The sequence below is a fragment of the Holdemanella biformis DSM 3989 genome (genome assembly GCF_000156655.1).
Classification (GTDB): Bacteria; Bacillota_I; Bacilli_A; order Erysipelotrichales; family Erysipelotrichaceae; genus Holdemanella; species Holdemanella biformis.
Genome location: NZ_DS996839.1, coordinates 40,863 through 63,727, shown reverse-complemented (window position 1 = coordinate 63,727; position 22,865 = coordinate 40,863). Strand labels below are relative to the sequence as shown.

Annotated in this window: 23 protein-coding genes and 1 pseudogene; 20 read left to right on the top strand and 4 right to left on the bottom strand. The window is 32.4% G+C overall.

Going from position 1 to position 22,865, the window contains the following annotated elements; all coding sequences use genetic code 11:
* Positions 1-97: 97 nt before the first annotated feature.
* The 4 genes and pseudogenes from trpS to EUBIFOR_RS12595 form a co-directional block, all read left to right on the top strand.
* Positions 98-1,156: a tryptophan--tRNA ligase gene (gene trpS, locus EUBIFOR_RS00700; protein WP_003863960.1), complete on the top strand. Its 1,059-nt coding sequence runs from the start codon at positions 98-100 to the stop codon at positions 1,154-1,156.
* A gap of 11 nt (positions 1,157-1,167) precedes the next feature.
* A complete protein-coding gene (locus EUBIFOR_RS00695; protein WP_003863959.1) occupies positions 1,168-1,512 on the top strand; it encodes a cupin domain-containing protein in 345 nt (114 codons plus the stop codon).
* Positions 1,513-1,974: 462 nt separating this feature from the next.
* Positions 1,975-2,955 carry a S66 family peptidase gene (locus tag EUBIFOR_RS00690; RefSeq protein ID WP_003863958.1) on the top strand — a complete coding sequence of 327 codons (981 nt, stop codon included), beginning with the start codon at positions 1,975-1,977 and terminating at the stop codon, positions 2,953-2,955.
* Between the two features lie 13 nt (positions 2,956-2,968).
* Positions 2,969-3,145: pseudogene (locus EUBIFOR_RS12595) on the top strand (hypothetical protein); the annotation flags it as partial.
* A gap of 44 nt (positions 3,146-3,189) precedes the next feature.
* On the opposite strand, the gene EUBIFOR_RS00680 reads toward EUBIFOR_RS12595, so the two are convergent.
* The gene (locus tag EUBIFOR_RS00680) at positions 3,190-3,612 is read right to left on the bottom strand and encodes a type II toxin-antitoxin system HicB family antitoxin (RefSeq protein WP_003863956.1); all 423 of its coding nucleotides are present in this window, start codon (positions 3,610-3,612) and stop codon (positions 3,190-3,192) included.
* A 530-nt stretch (positions 3,613-4,142) separates the two neighbouring features.
* Positions 4,143-4,439: a hypothetical protein gene (locus tag EUBIFOR_RS00675; protein WP_003863954.1), complete on the bottom strand. Its 297-nt coding sequence runs from the start codon at positions 4,437-4,439 to the stop codon at positions 4,143-4,145.
* 850 nt (positions 4,440-5,289) lie between these two features.
* Here EUBIFOR_RS00675 and EUBIFOR_RS00670 point away from each other — a divergent pair.
* Complete coding sequence (locus tag EUBIFOR_RS00670) at positions 5,290-5,640, top strand: type II toxin-antitoxin system RelE/ParE family toxin (protein WP_003863953.1); 351 nt, start codon at positions 5,290-5,292, stop codon at positions 5,638-5,640.
* Complete coding sequence (locus EUBIFOR_RS00665) at positions 5,633-5,929, top strand: helix-turn-helix domain-containing protein (RefSeq protein WP_173790169.1); 297 nt, start codon at positions 5,633-5,635, stop codon at positions 5,927-5,929. Before EUBIFOR_RS00670 ends, EUBIFOR_RS00665 begins: the two co-directional genes overlap by 8 nt.
* Before the next feature lie 899 nt (positions 5,930-6,828).
* Here the strand turns inward: EUBIFOR_RS00665 and EUBIFOR_RS00660 are convergent.
* A complete protein-coding gene (locus tag EUBIFOR_RS00660) occupies positions 6,829-9,012 on the bottom strand; it encodes a glycoside hydrolase family 2 TIM barrel-domain containing protein (RefSeq protein ID WP_003863951.1) in 2,184 nt (727 codons plus the stop codon).
* The gene (locus EUBIFOR_RS00655) at positions 9,009-9,725 is read right to left on the bottom strand and encodes a sugar-binding domain-containing protein (protein ID WP_040465987.1); all 717 of its coding nucleotides are present in this window, start codon (positions 9,723-9,725) and stop codon (positions 9,009-9,011) included. Before EUBIFOR_RS00655 ends, EUBIFOR_RS00660 begins: the two co-directional genes overlap by 4 nt.
* 103 nt (positions 9,726-9,828) lie before the next feature.
* Here EUBIFOR_RS00655 and EUBIFOR_RS12590 point away from each other — a divergent pair, with 103 nt between their 5' ends.
* From EUBIFOR_RS12590 to EUBIFOR_RS00595, 14 genes are all read left to right on the top strand, one after another.
* Positions 9,829-9,966, top strand: coding sequence for a hypothetical protein (locus EUBIFOR_RS12590; protein WP_003863949.1), 138 nt, complete (start codon positions 9,829-9,831; stop codon positions 9,964-9,966).
* A 156-nt stretch (positions 9,967-10,122) separates the two neighbouring features.
* Entirely contained in the window at positions 10,123-11,787 is a 1,665-nt protein-coding gene (locus EUBIFOR_RS00650) for a hypothetical protein (protein ID WP_003863948.1), read from the top strand.
* Positions 11,788-11,844: 57 nt separating this feature from the next.
* A complete protein-coding gene (locus tag EUBIFOR_RS13070; RefSeq protein WP_003863947.1) occupies positions 11,845-12,015 on the top strand; it encodes a DUF2871 family protein in 171 nt (56 codons plus the stop codon).
* 150 nt (positions 12,016-12,165) lie between these two features.
* A complete protein-coding gene (locus EUBIFOR_RS00645; protein WP_003863946.1) occupies positions 12,166-12,780 on the top strand; it encodes a sugar transferase in 615 nt (204 codons plus the stop codon).
* Positions 12,781-12,826: 46 nt separating this feature from the next.
* The gene (locus tag EUBIFOR_RS00640; protein WP_003863945.1) at positions 12,827-13,924 is read left to right on the top strand and encodes a glycosyltransferase; all 1,098 of its coding nucleotides are present in this window, start codon (positions 12,827-12,829) and stop codon (positions 13,922-13,924) included.
* A 111-nt stretch (positions 13,925-14,035) separates the two neighbouring features.
* The gene (locus EUBIFOR_RS00635; protein ID WP_040465986.1) at positions 14,036-15,142 is read left to right on the top strand and encodes a glycosyltransferase family 4 protein; all 1,107 of its coding nucleotides are present in this window, start codon (positions 14,036-14,038) and stop codon (positions 15,140-15,142) included.
* Positions 15,139-16,146 carry a GHMP family kinase ATP-binding protein gene (locus tag EUBIFOR_RS00630; RefSeq protein WP_003863943.1) on the top strand — a complete coding sequence of 336 codons (1,008 nt, stop codon included), beginning with the start codon at positions 15,139-15,141 and terminating at the stop codon, positions 16,144-16,146. Before EUBIFOR_RS00635 ends, EUBIFOR_RS00630 begins: the two co-directional genes overlap by 4 nt.
* Positions 16,146-17,384: a D-glycero-beta-D-manno-heptose 1,7-bisphosphate 7-phosphatase gene (gene gmhB / locus EUBIFOR_RS00625; RefSeq protein ID WP_040465985.1), complete on the top strand. Its 1,239-nt coding sequence runs from the start codon at positions 16,146-16,148 to the stop codon at positions 17,382-17,384. Before EUBIFOR_RS00630 ends, gmhB begins: the two co-directional genes overlap by 1 nt.
* 2 nt (positions 17,385-17,386) lie before the next feature.
* Positions 17,387-18,043: a D-sedoheptulose-7-phosphate isomerase gene (locus tag EUBIFOR_RS00620; RefSeq protein ID WP_003863941.1), complete on the top strand. Its 657-nt coding sequence runs from the start codon at positions 17,387-17,389 to the stop codon at positions 18,041-18,043.
* Positions 18,040-18,885 (top strand): glycosyltransferase, encoded by an 846-nt coding sequence (locus EUBIFOR_RS00615; protein ID WP_003863940.1) that lies wholly within the window; start codon positions 18,040-18,042, stop codon positions 18,883-18,885. Before EUBIFOR_RS00620 ends, EUBIFOR_RS00615 begins: the two co-directional genes overlap by 4 nt.
* 11 nt (positions 18,886-18,896) lie before the next feature.
* Positions 18,897-19,850 (top strand): glycosyltransferase family 2 protein, encoded by a 954-nt coding sequence (locus tag EUBIFOR_RS00610; RefSeq protein ID WP_003863939.1) that lies wholly within the window; start codon positions 18,897-18,899, stop codon positions 19,848-19,850.
* An 80-nt stretch (positions 19,851-19,930) separates the two neighbouring features.
* Complete coding sequence (locus tag EUBIFOR_RS00605; RefSeq protein ID WP_003863938.1) at positions 19,931-21,061, top strand: ABC transporter ATP-binding protein; 1,131 nt, start codon at positions 19,931-19,933, stop codon at positions 21,059-21,061.
* An 11-nt stretch (positions 21,062-21,072) separates the two neighbouring features.
* A complete protein-coding gene (locus EUBIFOR_RS00600; protein ID WP_003863937.1) occupies positions 21,073-21,855 on the top strand; it encodes an ABC transporter permease in 783 nt (260 codons plus the stop codon).
* Between the two features lie 36 nt (positions 21,856-21,891).
* Positions 21,892-22,863 (top strand): glycosyltransferase, encoded by a 972-nt coding sequence (locus EUBIFOR_RS00595; protein ID WP_003863936.1) that lies wholly within the window; start codon positions 21,892-21,894, stop codon positions 22,861-22,863.
* The last annotated feature ends 2 nt before the right edge of the window (positions 22,864-22,865 follow it).

Here is a 22,865-nt window from a genome sequence, read left to right as displayed (position 1 = left end):
GGTTCAACTTGGTTGGGTAGCTGAAAAGAATTTAGATGATATGTGTAGAGATACATGGAATTTTGCGAAGAAACAATTATTGTAGAATGAGGTATTTATGGCAAAGATTATTTTAACGGGGGATCGTCCCACAGGAAAATTACATATTGGACATTATGTTGGTTCATTAAGAAATCGTGTTCTTTTACAGAATTCTGGGGAATATGATGAGATTTATATTATGATTGCGGATGCGCAGGCTTTGACAGATAACTTTGACAATCCGGATAAGGTTCGTGAAAACATTTTAGAGGTTGCCTTAGATTATTTGGCTTGTGGTATTGATCCTAGTAAGACAACGATTTTTATTCAGTCTGAAATTAGTCAATTAACAGAATTGACATTCTATTATATGAACTTGGTTTCTGTAAGTCGTCTTCAAAGAAATCCAACAGTAAAGGCTGAAATTAAAATGCGTGGATTTGATGCGAGTATTCCTGTAGGATTCCAGTGTTATCCAATTTCACAGGCTGCTGATATTACGGCATTTAAGGCAACGACAGTTCCTGCTGGAGAAGATCAGATGCCTATGATTGAACAAACACAGGAGATCGTTCATAAATTCAATTCGATTTATGGTGAGACTTTAGTTGAGCCTAAGATCTTATTGCCACAAAACGATGCTTGTTTGCGTCTTCCTGGTACGGATGGTAAGGCGAAGATGTCTAAGTCTTTGGGGAATTGTATTTATTTATCGGATGATGAGGAAACAATTAAAAAGAAAGTTATGAGTATGTATACAGATCCAGATCATATCAAGGTTAGTGATCCGGGTAAGATTGAGGGAAATTGTGTATTTACTTATTTGGATGCGTTCTGTAAGCCGGAGCATTTTGAAAAGTATTTGCCGGAATATGAAAACTTGGATGCATTAAAAGCACATTATCAACGTGGTGGTTTAGGAGATGTTAAAGTAAAACGTTTCTTAAATAGTGTTATGCAAGAGGAGTTGGGCCCAATTCGTGAAAGAAGATTGGAATGGCAGGCAAAACTTCCTGAGGTTGTCAAGATTTTAGAAGAGGGTACAAAAAAGGCTTATGCGACGGCTGAAAAGACGTTGAATGAAGTGAAATCAAGTATGAAGATCAATTATTTTAAAGATAATTCTTTGATCTAGGGGTATAGAAAATGGTAGTAGTTGATAAAGAAAATTTTATGGGTGGTACTGGTATTGCGCATTTTGAACATGTCATGACGGCAGATGAGATGCATGGTATGAATCGTGTCTATGCTAAGGTCACTTTAAAGAAGGGTTGTAGTGTTGGTTATCATGTGCATAATGGAGATGGCGAAGATTATTTCGTTCTTTCTGGAATGGCAACGCTTGATGATAATCATGAAAGAACTTTATATTTAAAACCGGGTGAGCATTATTTTACACCAAGTGGTAAGGGTCATAGTATTTCAAATGAGCAAGATGAGGATTTGGTTTTCATGGCTTTGATTATTTATGATTCTCAACAAAAAATATAAATAGATTACTAATTTGTGCAAACGCAAGGAGCCAATTTGATATATAATACTATTGGTTTTGTGAAAGCGTTTTCGCACATAGAACTATTTCTCTCTATAATATTTCTGTGAGAAATAATCCGTCAGTATATTCTCTTAAATCGCGACTTAATGGAGGATACATAAAGAGTAGGAATGCGCGCCTACTCTTTTTTGTTGCATATTGAATGTTTGAAGTGTTTAAAAAGGTATCGTAGGGCAGGCGTTCAGTATCATGATATAGAATTTTAGAATTAGAATATTCGCTTGTAGTTCATATAAATTTACTAAAAAGTACAAAGACAAATGGATTTGTTTTGACTATAATAAAAGTGTATTGGGGCAATACTAAAACTTCCTTTCTATCTTAAAACTATTGGGAATGCGGCAGGACTTTGTGTCTTGTCGTTTTTCCTTTATAATGGATTTGGAGGTTTTTTTATTATGAAATATCCTAAGTTTTTAAATGAGAATAATAATACGATTGGTGTTTGTGCTATGTCGAGTGGTGTAGGGCATAAGTTAGATAGTTTTGATGAGTCGATGGATTATATTCAGTCTTTTGGGTTTCATATTGTAGAGAGTAGTAGTGTTCGTAATGATAGTGAGCCAAGTTGTGATGCCTTGACGCGTGTTGATGAATTGAATGCATTGGTGAAGGATTCGAGTATTGGAGCTGTATGGTTAGCGGCTGGTGGTGATTTTCAGTTTGAGACGTTGCCATATATTGATTTTGAATGGATTGAAAAGAATCCTAAGTGGTACTTGGGTGCGAGTGATCCTACAAATTTATTATTTCCTGTAACTTGTAAGTGTGATTTGGCTACGGTGTATGGTTTTAATGCGGGTAGCTTTGATGCATATGGAGTGAATGAATATTCCAATTTGTGCCTTGATTTTTTAAAGGGAAAGAATATTGAACTTCATTCAAGTTCTTTACATCAGGATGTTGATTTTTATAATGATGGAGCGCCTATTCTTAATACTAAGACTGAATATGATGGTAGTTGTAGTGTATCGGGTAGATTACTTGGTGGATGTTTTGAAAGTATCAATGATATGGCGGGTACGCCTTATGATTTTGTAGAAGAATTTAATGAGCGTTATAAATCGGATGGTGTTATTTGGTTTTTTGATATTTTTTCGATGAATTCATGTGATGTGTATCGTGCTTTATTGAAGATGAAGTATATGGGGTATTTTAAATATACAAAGGCCATATTGGTAGGTCGTGTTTTATTTAAGAATGTTTCGGATTTAATTGGATATGAAGAGGCATTTAAAAGGGCACTACCTGATATAGATGTTGTATTTAAGATGGACATTGGACATACGTATCCGCATATGTATGTGGTGAATGGTGCTATGGCTAGAGTTGATATTTGTGATGGTCATGGTTCGATTCAATATGAAATGAAAGAGTGATTCAAAATATCAAGGTTTGGGTATTGCAGGTCATTTGATTGAACTTGTTAAAGAGAAGTATAAGGATTGTTTATATATTGATGGTATGCCTGAAGACAAGAGCAATGTGGCTTTTTATGTTAAACATGGCTTTCAAGAATTTGAGGGTGCTGGTTGTATCATCATTTGTAATCCGGGTAAAAAAGAATAGTTTAAAGCCCCGTATCTATAGAAGGTATGGGGCTTGTTGGTGCTTTAATTGGAGTGTAATTTGGCAATTAATGCTTCTTGAAGTACTTGGGAAAAATTGATTTTCTTACTCATGGCTTCTTTGTTTAACCATTCGGGAATTGTGAGTGTTTTCTTGATAGCCTTGTTGAAATGGGTTTTCGCATATTCTTCAACATCAACAGATACAAGGGTGACAAAAGATTGTTTAAATTCGAATTCAAGTTCAGATGCGATTTGTGTTGGATTAATTTCTTCTAACTTTGAAGGAATTGGACTATCTTCATTGTCTAGTTTTGCACTGAATAATGCACCGGCTAGACAATCAATGGCCATTTCCATAGCGTCTTGTAGAGAATCTCCGCAAGTGGAAAGGGAATTGAAGTCTGGAAAAATAACGGAATAATGATTTTCTTCTTCAAAGAAACATGCTGGATAAATTGATAGCATATTGTTTGCCTCCTTTTTAAATAGTATATTAAAATATACGTATATATTCAATACGTATATTTATGAAACGTGTAAATAAATATAATAAAAAATCTGTCCTGTTGTCATATTTTCATATGCAACAAGCTTTGATTCAATTACATTAATGTCATCATGAATTAAAAGAAGATGAAATGCTATATAAAAGATTACAATTCATTCACAAAGTTCAATAAATTACTTACATAGTGTGAGTATTATTGCAGCCTTTCCAATAGGTATAGTCATGATTGCGATTGGTTTTCTAAAGGATGGTAAAAAGGGTTGAATATTGATTAAACACTTTAAAAAATGTGATACAATATCTTCGACGAAGGTGTGAGGTGCGCACCCTGGAATCCTACCTCAACTTGATTGATATGGAGGCCAGGCTTTTTTTGTGTAGCGTAAATAATATAAAAAGGCATCCTTGTGGAATCTGACTTCATAAGAATGGTTAATTGTTATAATGATCTTCTTGTGCATAAAATGCATTAAATTTTTCTTGTTCTTCATAATCTGTTTCTAAATAGAAATCTTTTTCTTTGAGCTTGTAATAGAGATTGGTTTTTCAAAAATGATTCTAGAACACTCTTCTTGTTGTCATTCATTTCTTTCAAATCATTAAAATCAATATTTGCGATAAACCATTTTTGGTATTCGCATAATTCATAACATACGCATAAGTATAAATTTGAAAAATCATCTTTTAAGGTAAATAGTATAGGCTGATCATCGTAATGAAAAATATAATCAATATACAAATCTCCATATTCTGGAGTATTTTCAAAATAAATCTGTTTAGTCATTTATATCATTTTCTTACTTAATAAACATACACTAATTCTTCTAGTTGTGTGAAACTAAAAGGCAATTCATTAGATTCTTATTCTGCAAATATATGTATTAATGCCACTTTTAAAGTCGTTGGCATAAAAACAATAGAGGAAGCAATGCCTCCTCTATATCACTTTATCGTCTCCCGTTTCAACGTCTTCGGCAGGGAATCGCCAAACTTTATCGGTTCTATTAAAGAATTACCACTATCAAAATAGATATTTCTTTTTTCGTACTGTCATAATAGCATGTTTTATCAAAGATTTCATTAATGATTAGTTTATTTTGAAAATTGCATAAAAAAGTGGGTCCAATCGATATAAGCGAACACAATAATATCGACTTGCTCTTCACTTATATCCCGCTTATTCTTTGAAACGATTGAGTAATCGGTTGGATATTGGAGTGGCTAATTTTTTTATCTCTACATGTAATATACAAAAAAAAGGTGTAAATCAAAGACTTGATTATCTTGAGAATTTTGAAAATTAAGCATAAAATCGCATAAAAAAGATGTTCTAAGACATCAGTATAATCTTTAAGCAAGTTTTATTCTGGCTGTCAGCTCATCGCTATTAGCAACAATGATTAGGATGTTTTACCGACTTTCTATTGTCTTCAGCTTATAGTGCTTGTTCACTAAAGATATTTCTATCTCGACTTATAATTTAGCATAAAACACGAATAATTGTAAGTTATTAAAAAAGTGACCAATTCACTGATACTTTAAATCGATTTTTTAGGATGAAAAAGTGTTTGGAATTACCTTGACAATATGTTGAATGCGACATATTATGATTATAAAGAGGAAGGAGCATACTAATGTACGAGATCATTTTATATGATACAGAAGATGGAAGATGCCCTGTGCAGGAACTATTAGATTCCCTGGAGCCTAAGTTGCTGGCAAAAACATTGCGGACAATTGACTTACTGGAAATGAACGGTCCATTGCTTCGTGAGCCATATTCAAAACCATTGGAAAATGGAATATTTGAGCTTCGCACCAAGCAGGGATCAGATATTACAAGAGTACTGTATTTCTTTATTGTAGGAAAGAAGGCGGTACTGACTAATGGATTTATAAAGAAATCGCAGAAAACACCAAAGGCAGAAAAAGAACTGGCAAAGAAGTATAAATCAGATTATGAACGGAGGTATGGCAATGAGTAGCTATAAAGATTATAAGAAAAGAGCATTGCAGAATCCGGAGGTAAAGGCAGAATATGATGCATTGCAACCGGAATATGATATTATCCAGGCGATGATTGATGCAAGAGTGCAACAGAATATGACACAGAAAGATTTATCAGCTAAAACCGGAATAACGCAGGCAGATATAAGCCGGATTGAGAATGGAACAAGAAATCCCAGTCTGAGTATGGTGAAAAAACTTGCTCATGGATTAGGGATGCAATTAAAGCTGGAGTTTGTTCCGATGCCAACAAAGAATAAAATGTAAAGAGTAAGATAGGAATCGCAGGAATTTTCGTCTGCGGTTTTTCTTTCTTTTCTTCAAGCGAGAATTTCGAATCAATGTCTATATTTTTTGACAAAAGAAAAAGAACCCGACGCATCAGGCTCCTTCTAGGTGTTGTTCGAAGACGACCACCGCAATTTATGCAATTATATACCACACCGAATAACATTATGCAAGAGATTTTAAGATTGGCTAATAAAATTTTGTAACTGCCGCAGGTGTGCTTGCTGCTGAGCCCCTAGAATTTGATTGCAAATGTTTGGGGAAATTTGTTGGTGCAGTCGATGAATGCCATTATAAAGTGTTTGCAGGCTGTTTTAGTCTCTCCTATTTTGCGTTGAGTATAAGTAATTAAAACAATGTAAGCATAAACATACTAGAAATCTAAACCGGTGATTTCAACCTCTGTTTCGAGAAGAAAAAAGTCTATAAAATAATTTATAAAGATTTTTGATTTTTGATAATAAATATTGCATAAAGTTCTTGTAAAAAATATCAGGACGCTTAGTCCGCATAATTGGTAGGCACAAGCCTACCTTTTATAATATTTGATTCTTGTCTTGGTAACATTTAGATTTGTCTTTTGGCTTTTGTGTTTCAAAACAAAATAATCTAAATTTCATTTAAGGAATCTTGAAATCTGTTTATAGAATTATTTGATTATGAATTTGTTGGGGAAGTGATAATTTTGGTGTTTTACAACTCTAAATGACTATAAGATAAAAAGAAGCTCACCGTGAACTTCTTTTCTTTGAAAAAGTAATAATATCTTTCTCACTCCGGAAAAAGATTTCTTTGTGATTAAATGATAGCTAGATAGTAATTTGTTGTCAATACTTGATTTTAAATTTGAAATTTGAAGGTAAATAAAAAGAAGGAGATTAATCCTTCTTTGAAATGTAAAGTGTACATGTAAAGTCTAGGTTTTTCGATTGATCAATCAAATATTGGGGTTGTACTTTAGCGCCCCAGCTATTGATTCCGCCTACGCCCATTTGTTGTTTTGTGATTCTTAAATAGGTTGTGTGGGTTTGTGGCAGTTCAAACGTGTGTTTTGCGTTATATAAGTGCATAAAGGAATATTTGCTGGCTTGACATTCCATGTTTTCTGCTTTGATGTTGAATGTGTTTGTTTCATTGGATAGGCAGCACCATTTGCAGTCGGTATGATTGCCGTGTTCTTGTGGTTTTAAGTATGGAATGTAGTTTGTATCTACATTTTCAGAGTAGAAATCGGTTAGTGCGTGATTTCGATCTATATATGTGTCTTTTTCGCCTTTTCCAAAATACGCAAAGTTTTTAAATGTTTCTTTTAGGGCAAACTCGATCCCAAATAGTGGTAGGGTTTGTCTTTTTGAGTTTTTGTCTAAGTGCAATTGGATTTGAATACTTTGATTGTTGTAGACTGTATAGACGAGTTTACATTCTTCTTCAATGGATTCTAGTTGAATTGTATAGATCATTTGTGCGCATTTGGAGTTGCGTATCATTTTAAAGTCAACTACATTTTGAAATAGGCTTGCGTTAAGCCAGTTGGCATAAGTTTGTTTGGCACCACGATCATTGTCGGTTAAGGCTCTGTAGAAGACAGGTTTTGGTGTTTCTTGAAGTAATTCTGTATCGTTTACTTGAATGGATACTAAGCCTTTTCGTTTGTCGAATAGATATTCAGTGTCCATAAATTGAATGCCAATTGTATTTTGTCCTTCCACTACAAGCATTGCACTTTCTTTTGGTTGGTCTTGTTTGACTTCGAAGACTTGTTGGTCAAAAGCTTGAATACCAAGTGGTGTTTTATAGTAGATGGTTTTTGTATAGTAGCCTGGCGTATTGATTTGTTTAAATTGTACGGGCATTGTTTTTGTAGTGCCTGGTTCTACACTTGTTTTAAAGATGCCGGATTGAATGGCTAGTCCATTTCGTTTGAGTTCAAAGATAAATGTATCTTTACCTAGGTCGTAGAATAGGTTTTTGTTTTTAATGGTTACCGAATCGAAATGGATTTCCATATCGACATATCTGTAGAGTTGTTTGAGTTCTTGGCTTTTGCCAGTTTCTTGTCGGTTGGCTAGAAGGATACCGTCTCCACAGAAGTTAGAATCGTTTGGATAATCGTCAAAGTCTTTTCCGTAGTAGTATTTGCCGTCTTTTTCAATGGCTTGGTCTACATAGTCCCATACAAAGCCGCCTTGGTATTGTTCATATTCGTCTTCTAGGTCTGTATATTCTTCCATGCCTCCTAGACTATTTCCCATGGCGTGCATATATTCACATAGAATAAATGGTTTCATTGGATGGCTTTCTAGATAGGCTTTTACACTTTGTGGTGTGGCATACATTCTGGATTCAATGTCACTGGCATTTTCAAATGTTCGATCTTGTGTGATGCCTTCATAGTGTACAAGTCTTGATGCATCTTGTTCTTTGAAGTAGTCGTGTAGAATCATAAAGTTGGATCCGCTTCCAGCTTCATTTCCTAGTGACCACATTAAAATGCATGCATGGTTTTTATCTCTTTCGTACATGCTTCTTGCACGATCTAATAGACAATCGGTCCATTCGGTTTTGTTTTGTGGGATGATGTCATTAGCACCATGGGTTTCTAGATTCATTTCGTCAATGACATAGATTCCATATTGGTCACATAACTTATACCAATAACTGTTGTTTGGATAGTGGGATGTTCTTACGGCATTGATGTTTAATGCCTTTAGCATATGGATGTCTTCTTCCATTTGTTCATATGTAATGGCTCTTCCGGTTTTCACGTTCCATTCGTGGCGGTTGATGCCGTGGAATACGATGCGTTTTCCATTGAGTTTCATAATGCCATATTCGAGGCTGAATTTACGAAATCCTATTTGTTCTTGAATGGTTTCAATGATTTCGTTGTTTGCATCGTATAGAACAATTTCCAATTGGTATAGGTTTGGGTATTCACTACTCCAAAAACTTGTATTTTCTACAGGTATTTCAAATGTGTCTTGCATATTGGCATTCCATACGATATTTCCTTGTGGATCGTATAGTTTGGCTTGTAGTATATGGCTTTCATTACTGCTCATTTTACATGTGCATGTAAGAATACTTTTTTGGTGTCTAGATCAATATTTGTATCAATCTTTAAGTCTTGTATGTGAAGATTTGGTTGTTTGTAGATCATGACATCTCTAAAGATTCCGCTAAAGCGCCACATGTCTTGGTCTTCTAGCCATGTGCCTGTACATTTTTGAAAGATGCGTACGCAGAGTACGTTATCTTTTTCTTGTGTATATTTTGTGATGTCAAAACGGCTTGGGGTAAAGGAATCTTCTGAGTATCCGATAAATTTACCATTTAGCCATACGTAGATATTGGATTCAACACCTTCAAAGGATAGAATGAGTTTATTGCCAATGAAGTCTTGTGGACAATCGAATGTTTTACGGTATTGATAGACTTTGTTTTTGTCCATATCGATTTGTCCTGGTTTTACTACGTCATGTCCATCCCATGGGTAGGTCACATCTGTATAGTGGGGGTTGTCAAATCCTTGAAGTTGAATGTGTCCAGGAACTTGGATGTCGTTCCAATTGGCATCATTAAATTCTGTGTTATAGAAGAATTTAAAGCATGTATCATAGTTTTTGGATTGGTTGAATTTCCATGTTCCGTTTAGGGAAAAAGAGCTTGGTTTTTTGTCTTTTCCAATTGTATATTTATGATCACTGTATGCTTGTAGTCGGTTGACTTGAAAGATACGTGAGTCTTTTAGCCAGTTTAAATCTGGTGTTCGCATTGTATCACTCCTCTGTATTCGTGTACCTTTCATTATAGCAAACCGCCCTATTGAAAGGAAGGTGAAAATGAATTAAAATAAGTGTTAAATTGGAGGTTGAAAGATGTCAGACATTCTTGGTTTAGTGGTTTCAATAGCTTTGATTTATTTTGCGATTAAGTTTACTTTTAAATGCATTAAATGGATTGGTATTCTTTTGATTGTAGTCTTTGTGTTTAAGATGGTGGCTTTGATTTTATAGAAGAGGTGAACTCTTCTTTTTTTATAACCTAAACAATGTGAAATTATCATATATAGATTTGTTAACGTATGATGATTTATGGTCAAGTTCTAACTGAAAGCGCTTTTAATGATACTTAAAATCTAGTACAATGAAGTTAGTTAGGAGGGTTTAATAATGAACAAATTAACAAAGCAGTTATTATCGCTAGGGTTGAGTGTTGTAACTGTGGCTGGTATGGTTTCACCGGTACTCGCAAATGATGGAGTGAATGTTTTAAAAGCTCAAAATTCTTCAACTCATACAACTAAGGAAGGCACGAAAACAATTAAGTTGCATGTTTTCAAGGATGGAAAAGAAGAACCAAATCCTATTGATGTGGAAGTACCTGCAAATGCTGATTTTTTCGAAGTGATGAATATAATTGCGAATAATTATGTTCCTGCTGGATATGGCATTGATGGAAAAGGTGGGGCTTCAGGTCTTTATAATACTCCGGAAGATGAAAACGTATGGTATATGCATTTAGTGAATAAGAATGCTCCACAAGTTCAATTGAAGGATTACAAAGTTGAATATGTACTTAAAGGATCTGATGAAGTAGTTGGAAATTTTTTGATTAAATTAAGTGACTATTTAGATGCAGATAAGGTAAGTAAAGATGTTGAGTTTGGTATTTCAACAGAATATAAACTTGCGTATGAAAATGAAAAGCCATTGATTGAAAAAGATGGTAATGGTGGATATAGAGTTTATGTAGTCAAAAAGTCTACAGATGTTTTGGAGAATCATCATTTAAAAGTTGTTTATCAATATGAAACTAGGGAACCACAAAATTTTGAGTTGAAGCTAAATGAAACTGAAGATGCTTTTGGTTATATTGAAGATAATTATGTTCCAACTGGATATAAATCATTCACTTTAGGATATGATTTTGATAAAAATGGTGAAAAACAATGGACTTTACAAGTTTATAAGCCAAAAACTGTAAGCTATAAAGTGTATATCAATGATGCTACAGATGGAGTGATTCATACTGCAGAAGTTCCTGCATATGGTACAAAGAAAGATGTTCAAGATTGGCTGCTTAGTGAGAATGGATATGTATTCTATACTTTTGATGATTTGATTGAAGAATCTTCTGATACATATGTAATGTATTTACATAGTAGTGATGCGCTTGTAGCTAAACCAGAAAAATATCCAACAGATACAACAGATTTATTAAAGAATAGTTTAGCTTTAGAGGCAAATAAAGATCTTAAGGCTAAATATGATGAGGCTGTTTCAAATGGTGCTACACCTACACTTGTTCCAGTTATGAAACGTGAGGGTGCTGTTTCTGATACAGACAACAATTGTTTAAATAAATTCGCCAAAGAAAATGGATATGGTGCTGGAAATGTGTTTGCAATCGATGTTGCGTTGGTAAGTGATGGAGAAACTTTGGGTTATTTAACTCAGTTATCTGAACCATTGACTTTCAAAGTTGAAATTCCTAAGGAATTGAAAAAAGCAAATCGTAAATTCTATGTATTGCGTTTACATGATGGTAAAGTTACTGCATTAGATTTAGCTGAAGATGGAACATTTACAACAGATCAATTCTCAAGTTATATGTTGGCATATAAAGATGTAGTTGTAACTAAGCCTTCAACAGGCACAACTACAACTAAGCCTGCAACACAAACTAAGAAAGATCCTGCTGCTAAAAAAGATCCTAAAAAGAATAAAACTGTGAATACGGGTGTACAAACAGCTGGTACATTCTTTACTGGCTTAATGGCTGTTTCTGTTGCTGGTTTTGGTGTTGTAGAAGTATTAAAAAGAAGAAATAAATAATGGTTCAATTTGGAGGTAGAGATACCTCCTTTTTAATATGGGCATACCCATTGATGGATGTCTAAGAAAATAGGTCGTGGTGGTGTGTTTTATCGTGAATTCACAAAATTGAATGGTTTTACTGGTTTTACAACATTGTCGGTTGTTCATACACATTATTTGATTTTACGCATTTCTATGGTTTTGGTTTTGATTTCAATTCGAAATTGTATCAAGAATTCATTTTGACAATATCACATAATTTAATGAATGCGCTTTATATAAAGAGAATATTCCATCTTAAGTTCAGCTTTTGTTGAACTTTTTTTGTTTCATAGAAATGAGTATGGTATAATTCCATATGGGGATTTTTCCCTATATTTATAGGAGAGTGTATTTATGTATTCGAAATATGGTAAGCGAACGATTGATTTTGTTTTGAGTTTAGCTGGAATCATAATTTTATCTCCACTTTTAATTGTATTAATGGTTTTAATTAAAGTGACTTCTCCAGGGCCAATCTTTTTTAAACAGAAGCGCGTGGGAATTCACAAATCTTATTTTAATATTTTAAAGTTTAGAACAATGCGTATTGATACGCCTAAAGATATGCCAACACATTTATTGGAAAATCCAGATCAATATATTACAAGTGTTGGTAAGTTTTTAAGAAAAACGTCTTTAGATGAGCTTCCACAGTTGTTTAATATATTCAAGGGGGAAATGGCAATTGTGGGTCCTAGGCCTGCTTTATGGAATCAATATGATTTGATTGAATTAAGAGATGCATATGGCGCTAATGATGTCTTGCCGGGTCTTACTGGTTGGGCACAGGTCAATGGTCGTGATGAATTAGAGATTGATGTCAAGGCTAAATTGGATGGCGAGTATTGTAAAAATTTAAGTTTTTTATTTGATGTAAAATGTTTTTTAATGACAATTTTTTCGGTATTGAAACATGATGGAGTTGTCGAAGGGGGTACAGGAAGTATCCATAATAAAGATAATAACTAGGGGATAGTTAGAAGGTCTTTAATTCATTTATATTGGAGAGTAATCTATGGTAGTGGCATTGGTGTATGCGTTTGATACATGTTTGGATCGTGTGCAATTATTGAAGAAATACTATACTTCTAGGGGGTATGAAGTTAAAAGTGTTACTTCAAATTTTTCGCATAGAAAAAAAGCTGTGTATGATCCAAGTACGGATGTAGTCATACCTGTGCGTGAATATCACAAAAATTTATCATTGGATCGAATTTTATCGCATAAACAGTTTGCGAAAGGGGCAAGGAAAGCTTTGTGTGAAATTCAGCCGGATTTAGTACATTGTATCATTCCGTGTAATTCACTTGTCAAAGAAATGTCAAAATATAAAAAAGAACATGGGGATGTAAAAATTATATATGACATTATTGACTTATGGCCTGAATCGATGCCGATTGAAAAATATAAGAATCTGTTGCCTTTTAAAATATGGAAAAACACGCGAGATAAGTATTTATCAAGTGGAGATGTGATATTCTGTGAATGTGATTTATTTAAGCAATATTTGCGTTGTGGTAAAGTTCTATATTGGTCTATAGATCGTGATTGTTTACCAATGAGTCCTGATTTAAAAGAGGATGAATTACAATTTTGTTACTTGGGTTCAATAAATAATATTATAGATATTTCAATGATTACTACATTCTTAAGAGAATGTAGCATATTAAAGAAATGTGTATTGCATATAATTGGTAATGGTGAAAAGAAAGAACAGTTTATACAAGATGTATTGGCAGTTGGTGTGAATGTCATAGATCATAAAGAGGTTTATGATCAAAGAGAAAAACAAGAAATACTTGATCAATGTAATTATGGATTCAATGTAATGAAATCAAGTGTGGTAGTTGGACTAACCATGAAATCATTGGATTATATGTGTGCTGGTTTACCAATTATTAATACAATTCAGGGAGATACAAAGAATTTTTGTGAAGAATGGGATATTGGATTTAATATAAATAAAGGTAATATCAAAGAAATAGCAAATCAAGTTTGTTTGGAGAGTATGGATGTGCAGCTTCAAAGAAGAAAAAATATTCAAACTCTGTATAATACTTATTTTACGAAGAAGCGTTTTTATGAAGTGTTAGATAAAGCTTTAGATTTATAAAAATGTGAGTATTCACATTTTTTTTGATTGGAGGTTGAGTTATATATGAATATATTGCATATTTCTCCGTATGTTCCTAGCTTGCATACAAATCATGCAGGAGGGGTTTGTATGGGAAAACAAGTAGAAGCATTAAGAAAAAAACATAATGTTTATGTTTTGTCATTTATAACAATGCCTTTAGAAGAGAGAATAGTAAAAGAAGAATATAATACGAATAGCAGTTATTTTGTCCGTATATCGAATAAGGATCGATTAAGAGAAGGTTTATTACATTTAAATAAGCCTTTGATGTTTTCAGCTCGAACTTCAAAGGAATTTAAGCAGCAATTCCTTAAAATAATTGAAGAAAAGAAAATTGATGCGATTCATTGCGAATATACGGCAATGGCTCAATACATTTGGATTAAGAAAATGTATCCGAATATAATTTTTAATATAGTTGAACATGATGTGACAAGACAATCTTTTTATAGAAAGTCAATGGACTCAAAAGGGCTTAAACAATTATTTTGGAAATGGCAATTAAATTTAGCAACTAAATATGAAAAAGAGTATTGTCAAAAAGCAGATCATGTTATTGCGGTAAACTCAAAAGATCAACGATTGCTTCATGAATATTATGGATTGAATCAAGTTGAATTGATGAATCCATATTATGGTGTTGACTTTGATGAGATTTCAGATAAGGTTGTAAATAAAATTCAAAAATCAATTTGTTTTATTGGACAAATGGGAAGAGAAGAAAATCATTTGGCTGCCATGCGCCTTATTCATATTGTGAAATCATTAAATAGAGATGATATTCGATTGACAATTATTGGAGCACATCCTAATGAGGAGTTACAAAAAGAAGAATGTGAGAATATCCATATTACTGGTTTTGTTGAGAATATTGAAGATGAAATTCTAAAGAATCAAATTGCCGTATTCCCATTAACATTGGGAGCTGGAATTAAGCTAAAAGTATTATTGGCATGTGGACTTGGGTTACCTGTAATCACAACTGATATTGGTGCTGAAGGTATTGATGAAGATGGAAATACATTGATTCTTGCTAATACAGATGACCAAATCAAAAATGAAATTATAGAATTGATTGATGATTCAAATAAAATTAAATCTAAATCAATTGAGAGTAAAGATTTTGTAAAAAAATATTTTAGTTGGAATAAAACGGTCGAATTATTTGATCGACTATATGAGGTGAGAAAATGATAATCACAAAGACACCATTTAGAATGTCTTTCTTTGGTGGTGGTACAGATATGGAATCTTTTTTTAAAGAAAATGGTGGATCTGTATTATCTACTACTTTTGATAAATATTGTTATGTCAATGTTAGACATTTACCAAGATTTTTTGATTATTCAACTGAATTAAGTTATTCAAAGACAGAAAGAGTAACGGATATTGATGCGATTGAACATCCTGCCATTCGCAATGCGATGAAGATGTTAGATATGCATGAAATTCGATTGACATATGAAGCCGATTTACCAGCTAGAAGTGGATTGGGTACTTCAAGTTCTTTTGCGGTAGGAATGTTAAATGCTTTTTATGCATTAAAAGGTAAATATGCATCAAAAAAACAATTGGCAGATGAAGCTATTTACCTAGAAAGAGTATTATGTGATGAAGCAGGTGGCTGGCAAGATCAAATTGCGGCAAGTTTTGGTGGTTTTAATCGCATTGATTTTAATGCGGATGGTTATTCTGTGCATCCTATTATTATTTCACCTGAAAGAAAGAAACGATTAAATGATAATTTAATGATGTTTTTTACCGGCTTTACACGTTTTTCAAGTGACATTCAAAAAGCGAATCATTTGGATGATGAAAGTAAGACTAAGCAGTTAAAACAAATGCTTACTTTAGTGGATGAAGCAGAAAGCATATTGACGGATCAGTCAAAGGACTTAGATGATTTTGGTAGATTGTTAGATGTGACTTGGAAATTAAAGAGACAAACAGGAAAATCTGTTTCAACAAATAATATCGATAATTTATACGATAAAGGGATTACAGCCGGAGCTCTAGGAGGAAAATTGCTTGGAGCTGGTGGCGGCGGATTTTTAGTTTTCTATGTACAACCTGAAAAACAGATGCTTGTAAAAGAAGCCATGAAAGACTTATTGTATATTCCTTTTAAATTTGAAGATGGTGGTACCCAAGTTATATATTATGGACCAGAAGATTACTCGCCTTTGGAGGACAAATGATGAAAGTTGTTATAATGGCAGGAGGGAAAGGAACTCGCATTTCAAGCGTTGCATCCGATATTCCAAAACCAATGATTTTAATTGAAGGTAAACCTGTGCTTGAACATGAAATTGAATGTTTAAGAAAACAAGGTTTTACAGATATCATTTTAACTGTATCTCATTTAGGGAATATTATTATGGATTACTTTCAAGATGGATCTAAGTTTGGTGTTCATATAGATTACTATTTTGAAAAAGAACCATTAGGAAATGCAGGAGCTTTATTTCAAATCAAAGATAAATTATCAGATGACTTTTTATTATTAAATGCAGATGCGATGTTTGATGTAGATTTCAATCGTTTTGTTGCATTTCATAAGAGTCATAAAGGTTTGGTAAGTTTATTTACACATCCTAATAATCATCCTTATGATAGTGGTTTGATTATTTCAAATTCGAAACATCAAGTAGAAAAGTGGTTAGCCAAAGAAGACGAAAGACCAGATTATTATCAGAACCGTGTAAATGCCGGTTTACATGTAATCAACAAAGAAATATTAAATCAAGTAATTGAAACTAAGAAGGTTGATTTGGATAGACAACTATTAAAACCATTGGCTGGTACAGGAAAGATGTATTGTTATGATAGTCCTGAATATGTTAGAGATATGGGAACACCCGAAAGATATTATGCGGTATGTGAAGATTTTAAAGAAGGTCGAGTTCAATCTAAAAATTTATCAAATAAACAGAAAGCTATATTTTTAGATCGAGATGGAACAATCAACAAATATGTTGGCTTTTTAAGAGATATAGATCAATTTGAATTATTACCAAATGTATCAAAAGCTATTAAGAAAATTAATGATTCAGGGTATTTAGCTATTGTTGTGACAAATCAACCTGTTATCGCAAGAGGAGAAGTAACTTTTGATGAACTAAAAAATATTCATAATAAAATGGAAACGTTATTAGGAAATGATGGAGCCTATCTAGATGGAATTTATTATTGTCCGCATCACCCGCATAAAGGGTATGAGGGTGAAATTTCTGAATTGAAAATTGATTGTGATTGTAGAAAGCCCAAACCAGGTATGTTACTTCAGGCATCAAAAGATTTTAATATTGACTTAAATGAATCTTGGATGATAGGAGATAGTGATAATGACATTCTTGCTGGTGAAAATGCAGGATGCAAAACAGCACGAGTAACAGATGATGAATCATTGTATGATATTGTAGAAAGGATATTGTAGGCATGTTAGAAGATAAATTAAAAAAACATATAGATTTATTAATAAAGCGATATCCAATGTTGGAAAGCTGTAAAGCTGATATTATTTCTGGTTACTTAATATTGGAAGATTGTTATGCACATGGTGGAAAATTGTTAATAGCAGGTAACGGTGGTTCTGCAGCTGATGCTGAGCATATTGCAGGTGAATTAATGAAACGTTTTAAAACTCCACGTCCTGTACCTAATGAATTAAAAGAAAAATTAATTAAAATTGATCCTATACGAGGAGAAAATTTAGCTAAAAATCTTGAAAGACCTTTAATGGCTATTCCATTAGTTGCACATGAAGCACTAACTACGGCTTATATCAATGATGTAGATGGTTTGGGTGTGTTTGCTCAACAATTATATGGTTTTGGCAAAAAAGGAGATGTCTTTTTAGGCATATCTACTTCTGGAAATAGTCAAAATATTATGAGTTCTACTGTAGTAGCTAGAGCTTTAGGTATTAAGGTATTAGGATTAACTGGAGCTTTAGGTGGTGAGTTAAGTAGTGTTTCTGATGTATGTGTAAAAGTACCTGAAACAGAAACATATATGATTCAAGAATTACATCTTCCAATTTATCATTGTTGGTGTTTAATGTTAGAAGATCATTTTTTTGGAGAAAGTCAATGATTGGGTGTGTTGTTTTAAATTATAATGATGCAGTCACTACAATTGATTTTGTTGAACGCGTAAAAATAATGGATTCAATAGATTTGATTGTGGTTATTGACAATTGTTCTACAGACGATTCATATATTCAATTGAAAATGTTAGAGTCAAATAAAGTCCATGTTATAAAGTCTGAAAAGAATGGTGGATATGGATATGGTAACGATGTTGGAATTGACTATTTAAAAGATAAAGTGGACTATATAATGATAGCAAATCCGGATGTGATTTTCGAAGAATATGTTGTTTCTAACTTAGTATCTTCATTTGATAAAGATACAGCAATTGTGGCTCCTTTAACTTTGCAGCCTGATGGAAAAAGACAACAGCCTGAAGCTTGGAAAGTTCCAACAGTTAAAGATTATTTCTTGTTTTCTTCGAAAATTTTAAATAAAAAATTACGTCCTATGTGGTATCCTAAGGAATATTTAAGTCACGGTATTGTCGAGGTTGATTGTGTTCAAGGCTGCTTCTTTATGATAAGAACGGATATTCTTCCTGAAACATTATATGACGAAAATATATTCTTATTTTTTGAAGAATCTTGTATTGGTAAATACTTTAAAGACAACGGGTTAAAAACGAAATTATTGATTGATACTACATATATTCACAATCATTCAGCAAGCATTAATAAATCTTTTCAATCCGAAGTAAAAAAAAGAAAGATCACTTTAGATAGTTTTTATGTATATTTTAAAGATTATTATGATTTAAGTCCGTTTTTATTGTGGATTATGAGAGTGTATAAAAAAATCATTTATATTGAAAACTATATTATTTTGAAGACATTATATAATTAGGTGGTGAAATTATGATTTCTGTCGCAATGACTACATTTAATGGAGAAAAATACATTGAAAAACAAATAGAATCGATATTAAATCAGAGTTTATCGGTTGATGAAATCATAATTTGTGATGATGGTTCAACGGATAATACTATTGAGCTTATAAAAAAGTACAATGTTCAAATCATTCAAAATAAGAAAAATTTGGGGTATAAGTTAAATTTCAAAAAAGCAATGGAAAAGTGTAAGGGTGACTACATTTTTTTATGTGATCAAGATGATATATGGAAAAAAGATAAAGTTAAAGAAATGATTTCTATTATGGAAAAGAATAGAAATATTCATGTTTTAGCAAGTTCATTTGAATATATAGATGAAAATGGTACTTTGATTATTTCTAAAAATAAAAAAGGATATTCAAATAATAATCTTTATAATAAAGAAGTAAGACCAGATGATATTGTGCAAGTAAAAACAGATGAATTTATTTATGGAAATTATTTTCAGGGTTGTGCTCTTGCCATAGATAAGAAAACAAAAGATTTTTTTGTGCATCATTTTGATGAAAGAATTCCACATGATTGGATCATTAGTCTATATGGATCATTGGATGGTGGCATGTATTTTTTGAATAAACCACTCTTTGAATATCGTATCCATAGTCAAAATTCGATTGGTGTTTCTACATTAAATCAAGATGCATCTACACATGTAAAGCGTGCTTACCAATTTGAAGAAAGATATCAAAAGGCAAGAGATGCATTATATATTTTGGATATTTTAAAAATAAATTGTAGGGATTATTATTTGCGTAATAAGGTTGATTATTTAAAAATTGAATCATTTATGAATAATCATATTGAATATCTAAGAAATAAAAAACTGTTTAAATTATTCTTTCAAAATAAATATGCTTATTATAAAAAATTAAAAACAATACGTGGAAGAATTATGGACTTGGTTTATTGTTTAAAATAATGAGTGTTGTGTTAGGTATGTAGTATAATATTGTTTACAGTATACAAGTGTGTTAAAATGAATTGAATTGAGGTGTTGAAATGGATTCACAAAATGCGATTGAAGTACGAAATATGTATAAACAATTTAAGGTTGATTATGATAAAGCTCATACTTTAAAAGATAAATTATTATTTTGGAAAACGAGTCATGTTGAAATTCATGAAGTTTTAAAGAATATTAATATGGATATTAAAAAAGGTGAAACAGTAGCATTGATTGGTACAAATGGTTCTGGAAAATCTACTTTATTAAAATTAATGACTAAGATTATTTTTCCTAATAAAGGTACTGTTGAAACAAATGGAAAATTAACTTCTTTATTAGAGTTAGGTGCTGGTTTTCACCAAGATTTTACGGGAAGAGAAAACATTTATTTTAATGCTTCTATTTTTGGTTTAACAAGAAAAGAAATTGATGAACGAATTCAAGATATCATTGATTTTAGTGAACTAGGCGAATTTATTGATCATCCCGTTCGTACTTATTCTTCAGGTATGTACATGCGATTGGCTTTTTCTGTTGCGATTAATGTAGATGCTGAAATCTTGTTGATTGATGAGATTTTAGCCGTTGGAGATCAGCATTTCCAACAGAAGTGTTATCGTAAATTAAAGGAATTAAAGGAATCGGATAAAACGATTGTGATTGTTACACATAGTTTAGATGTTGTAAAAGATTTATGTGATCGTGCAGTTTGGATTTATAAAGGAGAGCTTCGCTTAGATGGTGATCCAATATATGTCATTGATGAGTATTTAAAACAAGTTGCGATTGATCATAAGGAAGAAAAGAAAAAGGCAATTGCAGAAGGAAAGCATAAATTTAAGGCTGCTGTCTTTATTGATGCGCCAAAGGATTTTGCGACAATTCAAAAGGATAAGGGAACGTTAGTAAGTCAAGGTTGGCAAATCAGTGATCATGATCAAGCTGTATTTAAGTTTTTCTTAGATGGTAATGAAATCTGTGGAATTAAGCGAAAGAATCGTCAGGATGTTTTTGAAGCCTATCAAGAAGCATATGCGGGTGACATGGATCCAGATGCAATTGGTTGGCAGGTAAATTTAGATTTAAATGATTTAGATTTAGGGAATCATAAGATTGATATTCAATGTTCAGAACCGGATGGAAATATTTTGGCCGATAAAAGTATACAGTTTACTTTAGAGTAGGTGGTGAAAAGATGCATATATTTAAAGATATTTATGATTATCGTGAATTATTGAAGACAAATGTAAAAAAAGATATTCGTGGAAAATATAAAGGCTCTTTTCTAGGTATTCTTTGGTCATTTATTAATCCTTTATTACAGGTGGTTGTATATTGGATCGTGTTCCCCTATTTAATGCGTGGAGCTGGGGGAGATAACTATTTAGTCTATTTGATTACAGGTTTGATTCCTTGGACATTCTTTTTAACAACTGTAAGCACAGGAACGACTTCGATTAAGGCAAATGCGGGAATTATTAAAAAGGTGTATTTTCCTAGAGAAATCTTATTGATTTCGCAAGTCTTAAGTGGATTAGTCAATTTCTTTATTTCTTGTATCATTATATTTATTTTCTGTTTCGCATTTGGGTATGGAATTTCTATTCAAATTCTAATGCTTCCTGTAGTTGCATTGATTCAATCTATTTTGATTTTAGGTATTATTTTATTGTTAAGTTCATTAAATGCCTATATTCAAGACTTAGAGTATATTGTATCCTTTTTACTAACCATGGGAATGTATGCCACTCCTGTTATCTATGATTTATCTTTATTAGATGGAGCTGGTGTTTTAGGTCAAATCATTCGTATGAATCCATTGACGATTTTAGTTACTTCCTACCGTGATATTTTTATGTATCATGTATGGCCGCCATTAAAACCATTAGGTGCTGTTGCCTTATTGGCTTTGGTTATTTTAGTGATTGGCTATGCCGTTTTCAAAAAATTAGAAAAAGGATTTGCAGAAGAATTGTAAAGGTATTTTTAAAATACCTTTTTTTTGGAGGTTTTTATGATTTCAGTCGCAATCGCCACGTATAATGGTCAAGAATTTATTAAAGAACAGCTTTTATCTATATTGAATCAAACAATGCCGGTTGATGAAATCGTGATTTGTGATGATCAATCGAGTGATGATACAGTAAAAATTATTCAAGAGCTTCTGTGTGATAAGATCTATTTGTATCAAAATGAAAAGAATTTGGGCTATAAGTTAAATTTTAAAAAGGCACTTTCTTACTGTAAAGGAGACTATATTTTTTTATGTGATCAGGATGATATTTGGAAGCCTAATAAGGTACAAACGATGATTGAGATTATGCAAAATCATCCAGAAATCAAAGCATTAGCGAGTACATATGATTTAATAGATGAGTTGGGTAATGAAAAACAGATTGATATTAATCGAAATTATTCCAATAAGAACATGTATAAGTGTAAGGTAAAAGATAATGCATTGGTAAAGGTCCCTTTTGAAAGATTAGTTGTAGAAAATAGCTTTCAGGGATGTGCACTTTGTGTTCGACAATCGATTAATGATAAATTTCAAAGATGCTATACAGAAGACTTCTATCATGATTGGTTTATTAATTTGTTGGCGAGTGAAGAAAATGGAATGTATTTTTTAAATGTACCTCTCTTTCAATATCGTATCCATTCGAAGAATGCGATTGGCTTAAAAGGAAATGTCACCTTAAAAGGAAAAGAGCATTTGAATGCGACAAATACTATAGAGGCGCGTTTGAATACGGCTTTCAATTGTGTTCAAACATTAAATCGACTGGAAGAATTGGATGTAGATTTAAAAAACAACTATCCAAGCTACATACAATATAGATTGTTTTTTATACATCATATGGATTATATTGAGCATGGTAAAGTGTTTAAACTGTTCCTGCAAAATTTTGATTCTTACTATAAATACTTTAAAACAATCAAAGGTAGAATCATGGATATTGTGGTTACTTTAAAAAATATATGTTAATA

Bases quoted from the DNA above. Each gene is read 5' to 3' on its own strand.
- EUBIFOR_RS00620 (WP_003863941.1), top strand. From the start codon at position 17,387: ATGTTAGAAGATAAATTAAAAAAACATATAGATTTATTAATAAAGCGA.
- EUBIFOR_RS00650 (WP_003863948.1), top strand. From the start codon at position 10,123: ATGAACAAATTAACAAAGCAGTTATTATCGCTAGGGTTGAGTGTTGTA.
- EUBIFOR_RS00595 (WP_003863936.1), top strand. From the start codon at position 21,892: ATGATTTCAGTCGCAATCGCCACGTATAATGGTCAAGAATTTATTAAA.
- EUBIFOR_RS00695 (WP_003863959.1), top strand. From the start codon at position 1,168: ATGGTAGTAGTTGATAAAGAAAATTTTATGGGTGGTACTGGTATTGCG.
- trpS (WP_003863960.1), top strand. From the start codon at position 98: ATGGCAAAGATTATTTTAACGGGGGATCGTCCCACAGGAAAATTACAT.
- EUBIFOR_RS00680 (WP_003863956.1), bottom strand. From the start codon at position 3,612: ATGCTATCAATTTATCCAGCATGTTTCTTTGAAGAAGAAAATCATTAT.
- EUBIFOR_RS00675 (WP_003863954.1), bottom strand. From the start codon at position 4,439: ATGACTAAACAGATTTATTTTGAAAATACTCCAGAATATGGAGATTTG.
- EUBIFOR_RS00615 (WP_003863940.1), top strand. From the start codon at position 18,040: ATGATTGGGTGTGTTGTTTTAAATTATAATGATGCAGTCACTACAATT.
- EUBIFOR_RS00660 (WP_003863951.1), bottom strand. From the start codon at position 9,012: ATGAGCAGTAATGAAAGCCATATACTACAAGCCAAACTATACGATCCA.
- EUBIFOR_RS00645 (WP_003863946.1), top strand. From the start codon at position 12,166: ATGTATTCGAAATATGGTAAGCGAACGATTGATTTTGTTTTGAGTTTA.
- EUBIFOR_RS00605 (WP_003863938.1), top strand. From the start codon at position 19,931: ATGGATTCACAAAATGCGATTGAAGTACGAAATATGTATAAACAATTT.
- EUBIFOR_RS00640 (WP_003863945.1), top strand. From the start codon at position 12,827: ATGGTAGTGGCATTGGTGTATGCGTTTGATACATGTTTGGATCGTGTG.
- EUBIFOR_RS12590 (WP_003863949.1), top strand. From the start codon at position 9,829: ATGTCAGACATTCTTGGTTTAGTGGTTTCAATAGCTTTGATTTATTTT.
- EUBIFOR_RS00655 (WP_040465987.1), bottom strand. From the start codon at position 9,725: ATGCGAACACCAGATTTAAACTGGCTAAAAGACTCACGTATCTTTCAA.
- EUBIFOR_RS00610 (WP_003863939.1), top strand. From the start codon at position 18,897: ATGATTTCTGTCGCAATGACTACATTTAATGGAGAAAAATACATTGAA.
- EUBIFOR_RS00665 (WP_173790169.1), top strand. From the start codon at position 5,633: ATGAGTAGCTATAAAGATTATAAGAAAAGAGCATTGCAGAATCCGGAG.
- EUBIFOR_RS13070 (WP_003863947.1), top strand. From the start codon at position 11,845: ATGTCTAAGAAAATAGGTCGTGGTGGTGTGTTTTATCGTGAATTCACA.
- EUBIFOR_RS00635 (WP_040465986.1), top strand. From the start codon at position 14,036: ATGGGAAAACAAGTAGAAGCATTAAGAAAAAAACATAATGTTTATGTT.
- EUBIFOR_RS00630 (WP_003863943.1), top strand. From the start codon at position 15,139: ATGATAATCACAAAGACACCATTTAGAATGTCTTTCTTTGGTGGTGGT.
- gmhB (WP_040465985.1), top strand. From the start codon at position 16,146: ATGAAAGTTGTTATAATGGCAGGAGGGAAAGGAACTCGCATTTCAAGC.
- EUBIFOR_RS00600 (WP_003863937.1), top strand. From the start codon at position 21,073: ATGCATATATTTAAAGATATTTATGATTATCGTGAATTATTGAAGACA.
- EUBIFOR_RS00690 (WP_003863958.1), top strand. From the start codon at position 1,975: ATGAAATATCCTAAGTTTTTAAATGAGAATAATAATACGATTGGTGTT.
- EUBIFOR_RS00670 (WP_003863953.1), top strand. From the start codon at position 5,290: ATGTACGAGATCATTTTATATGATACAGAAGATGGAAGATGCCCTGTG.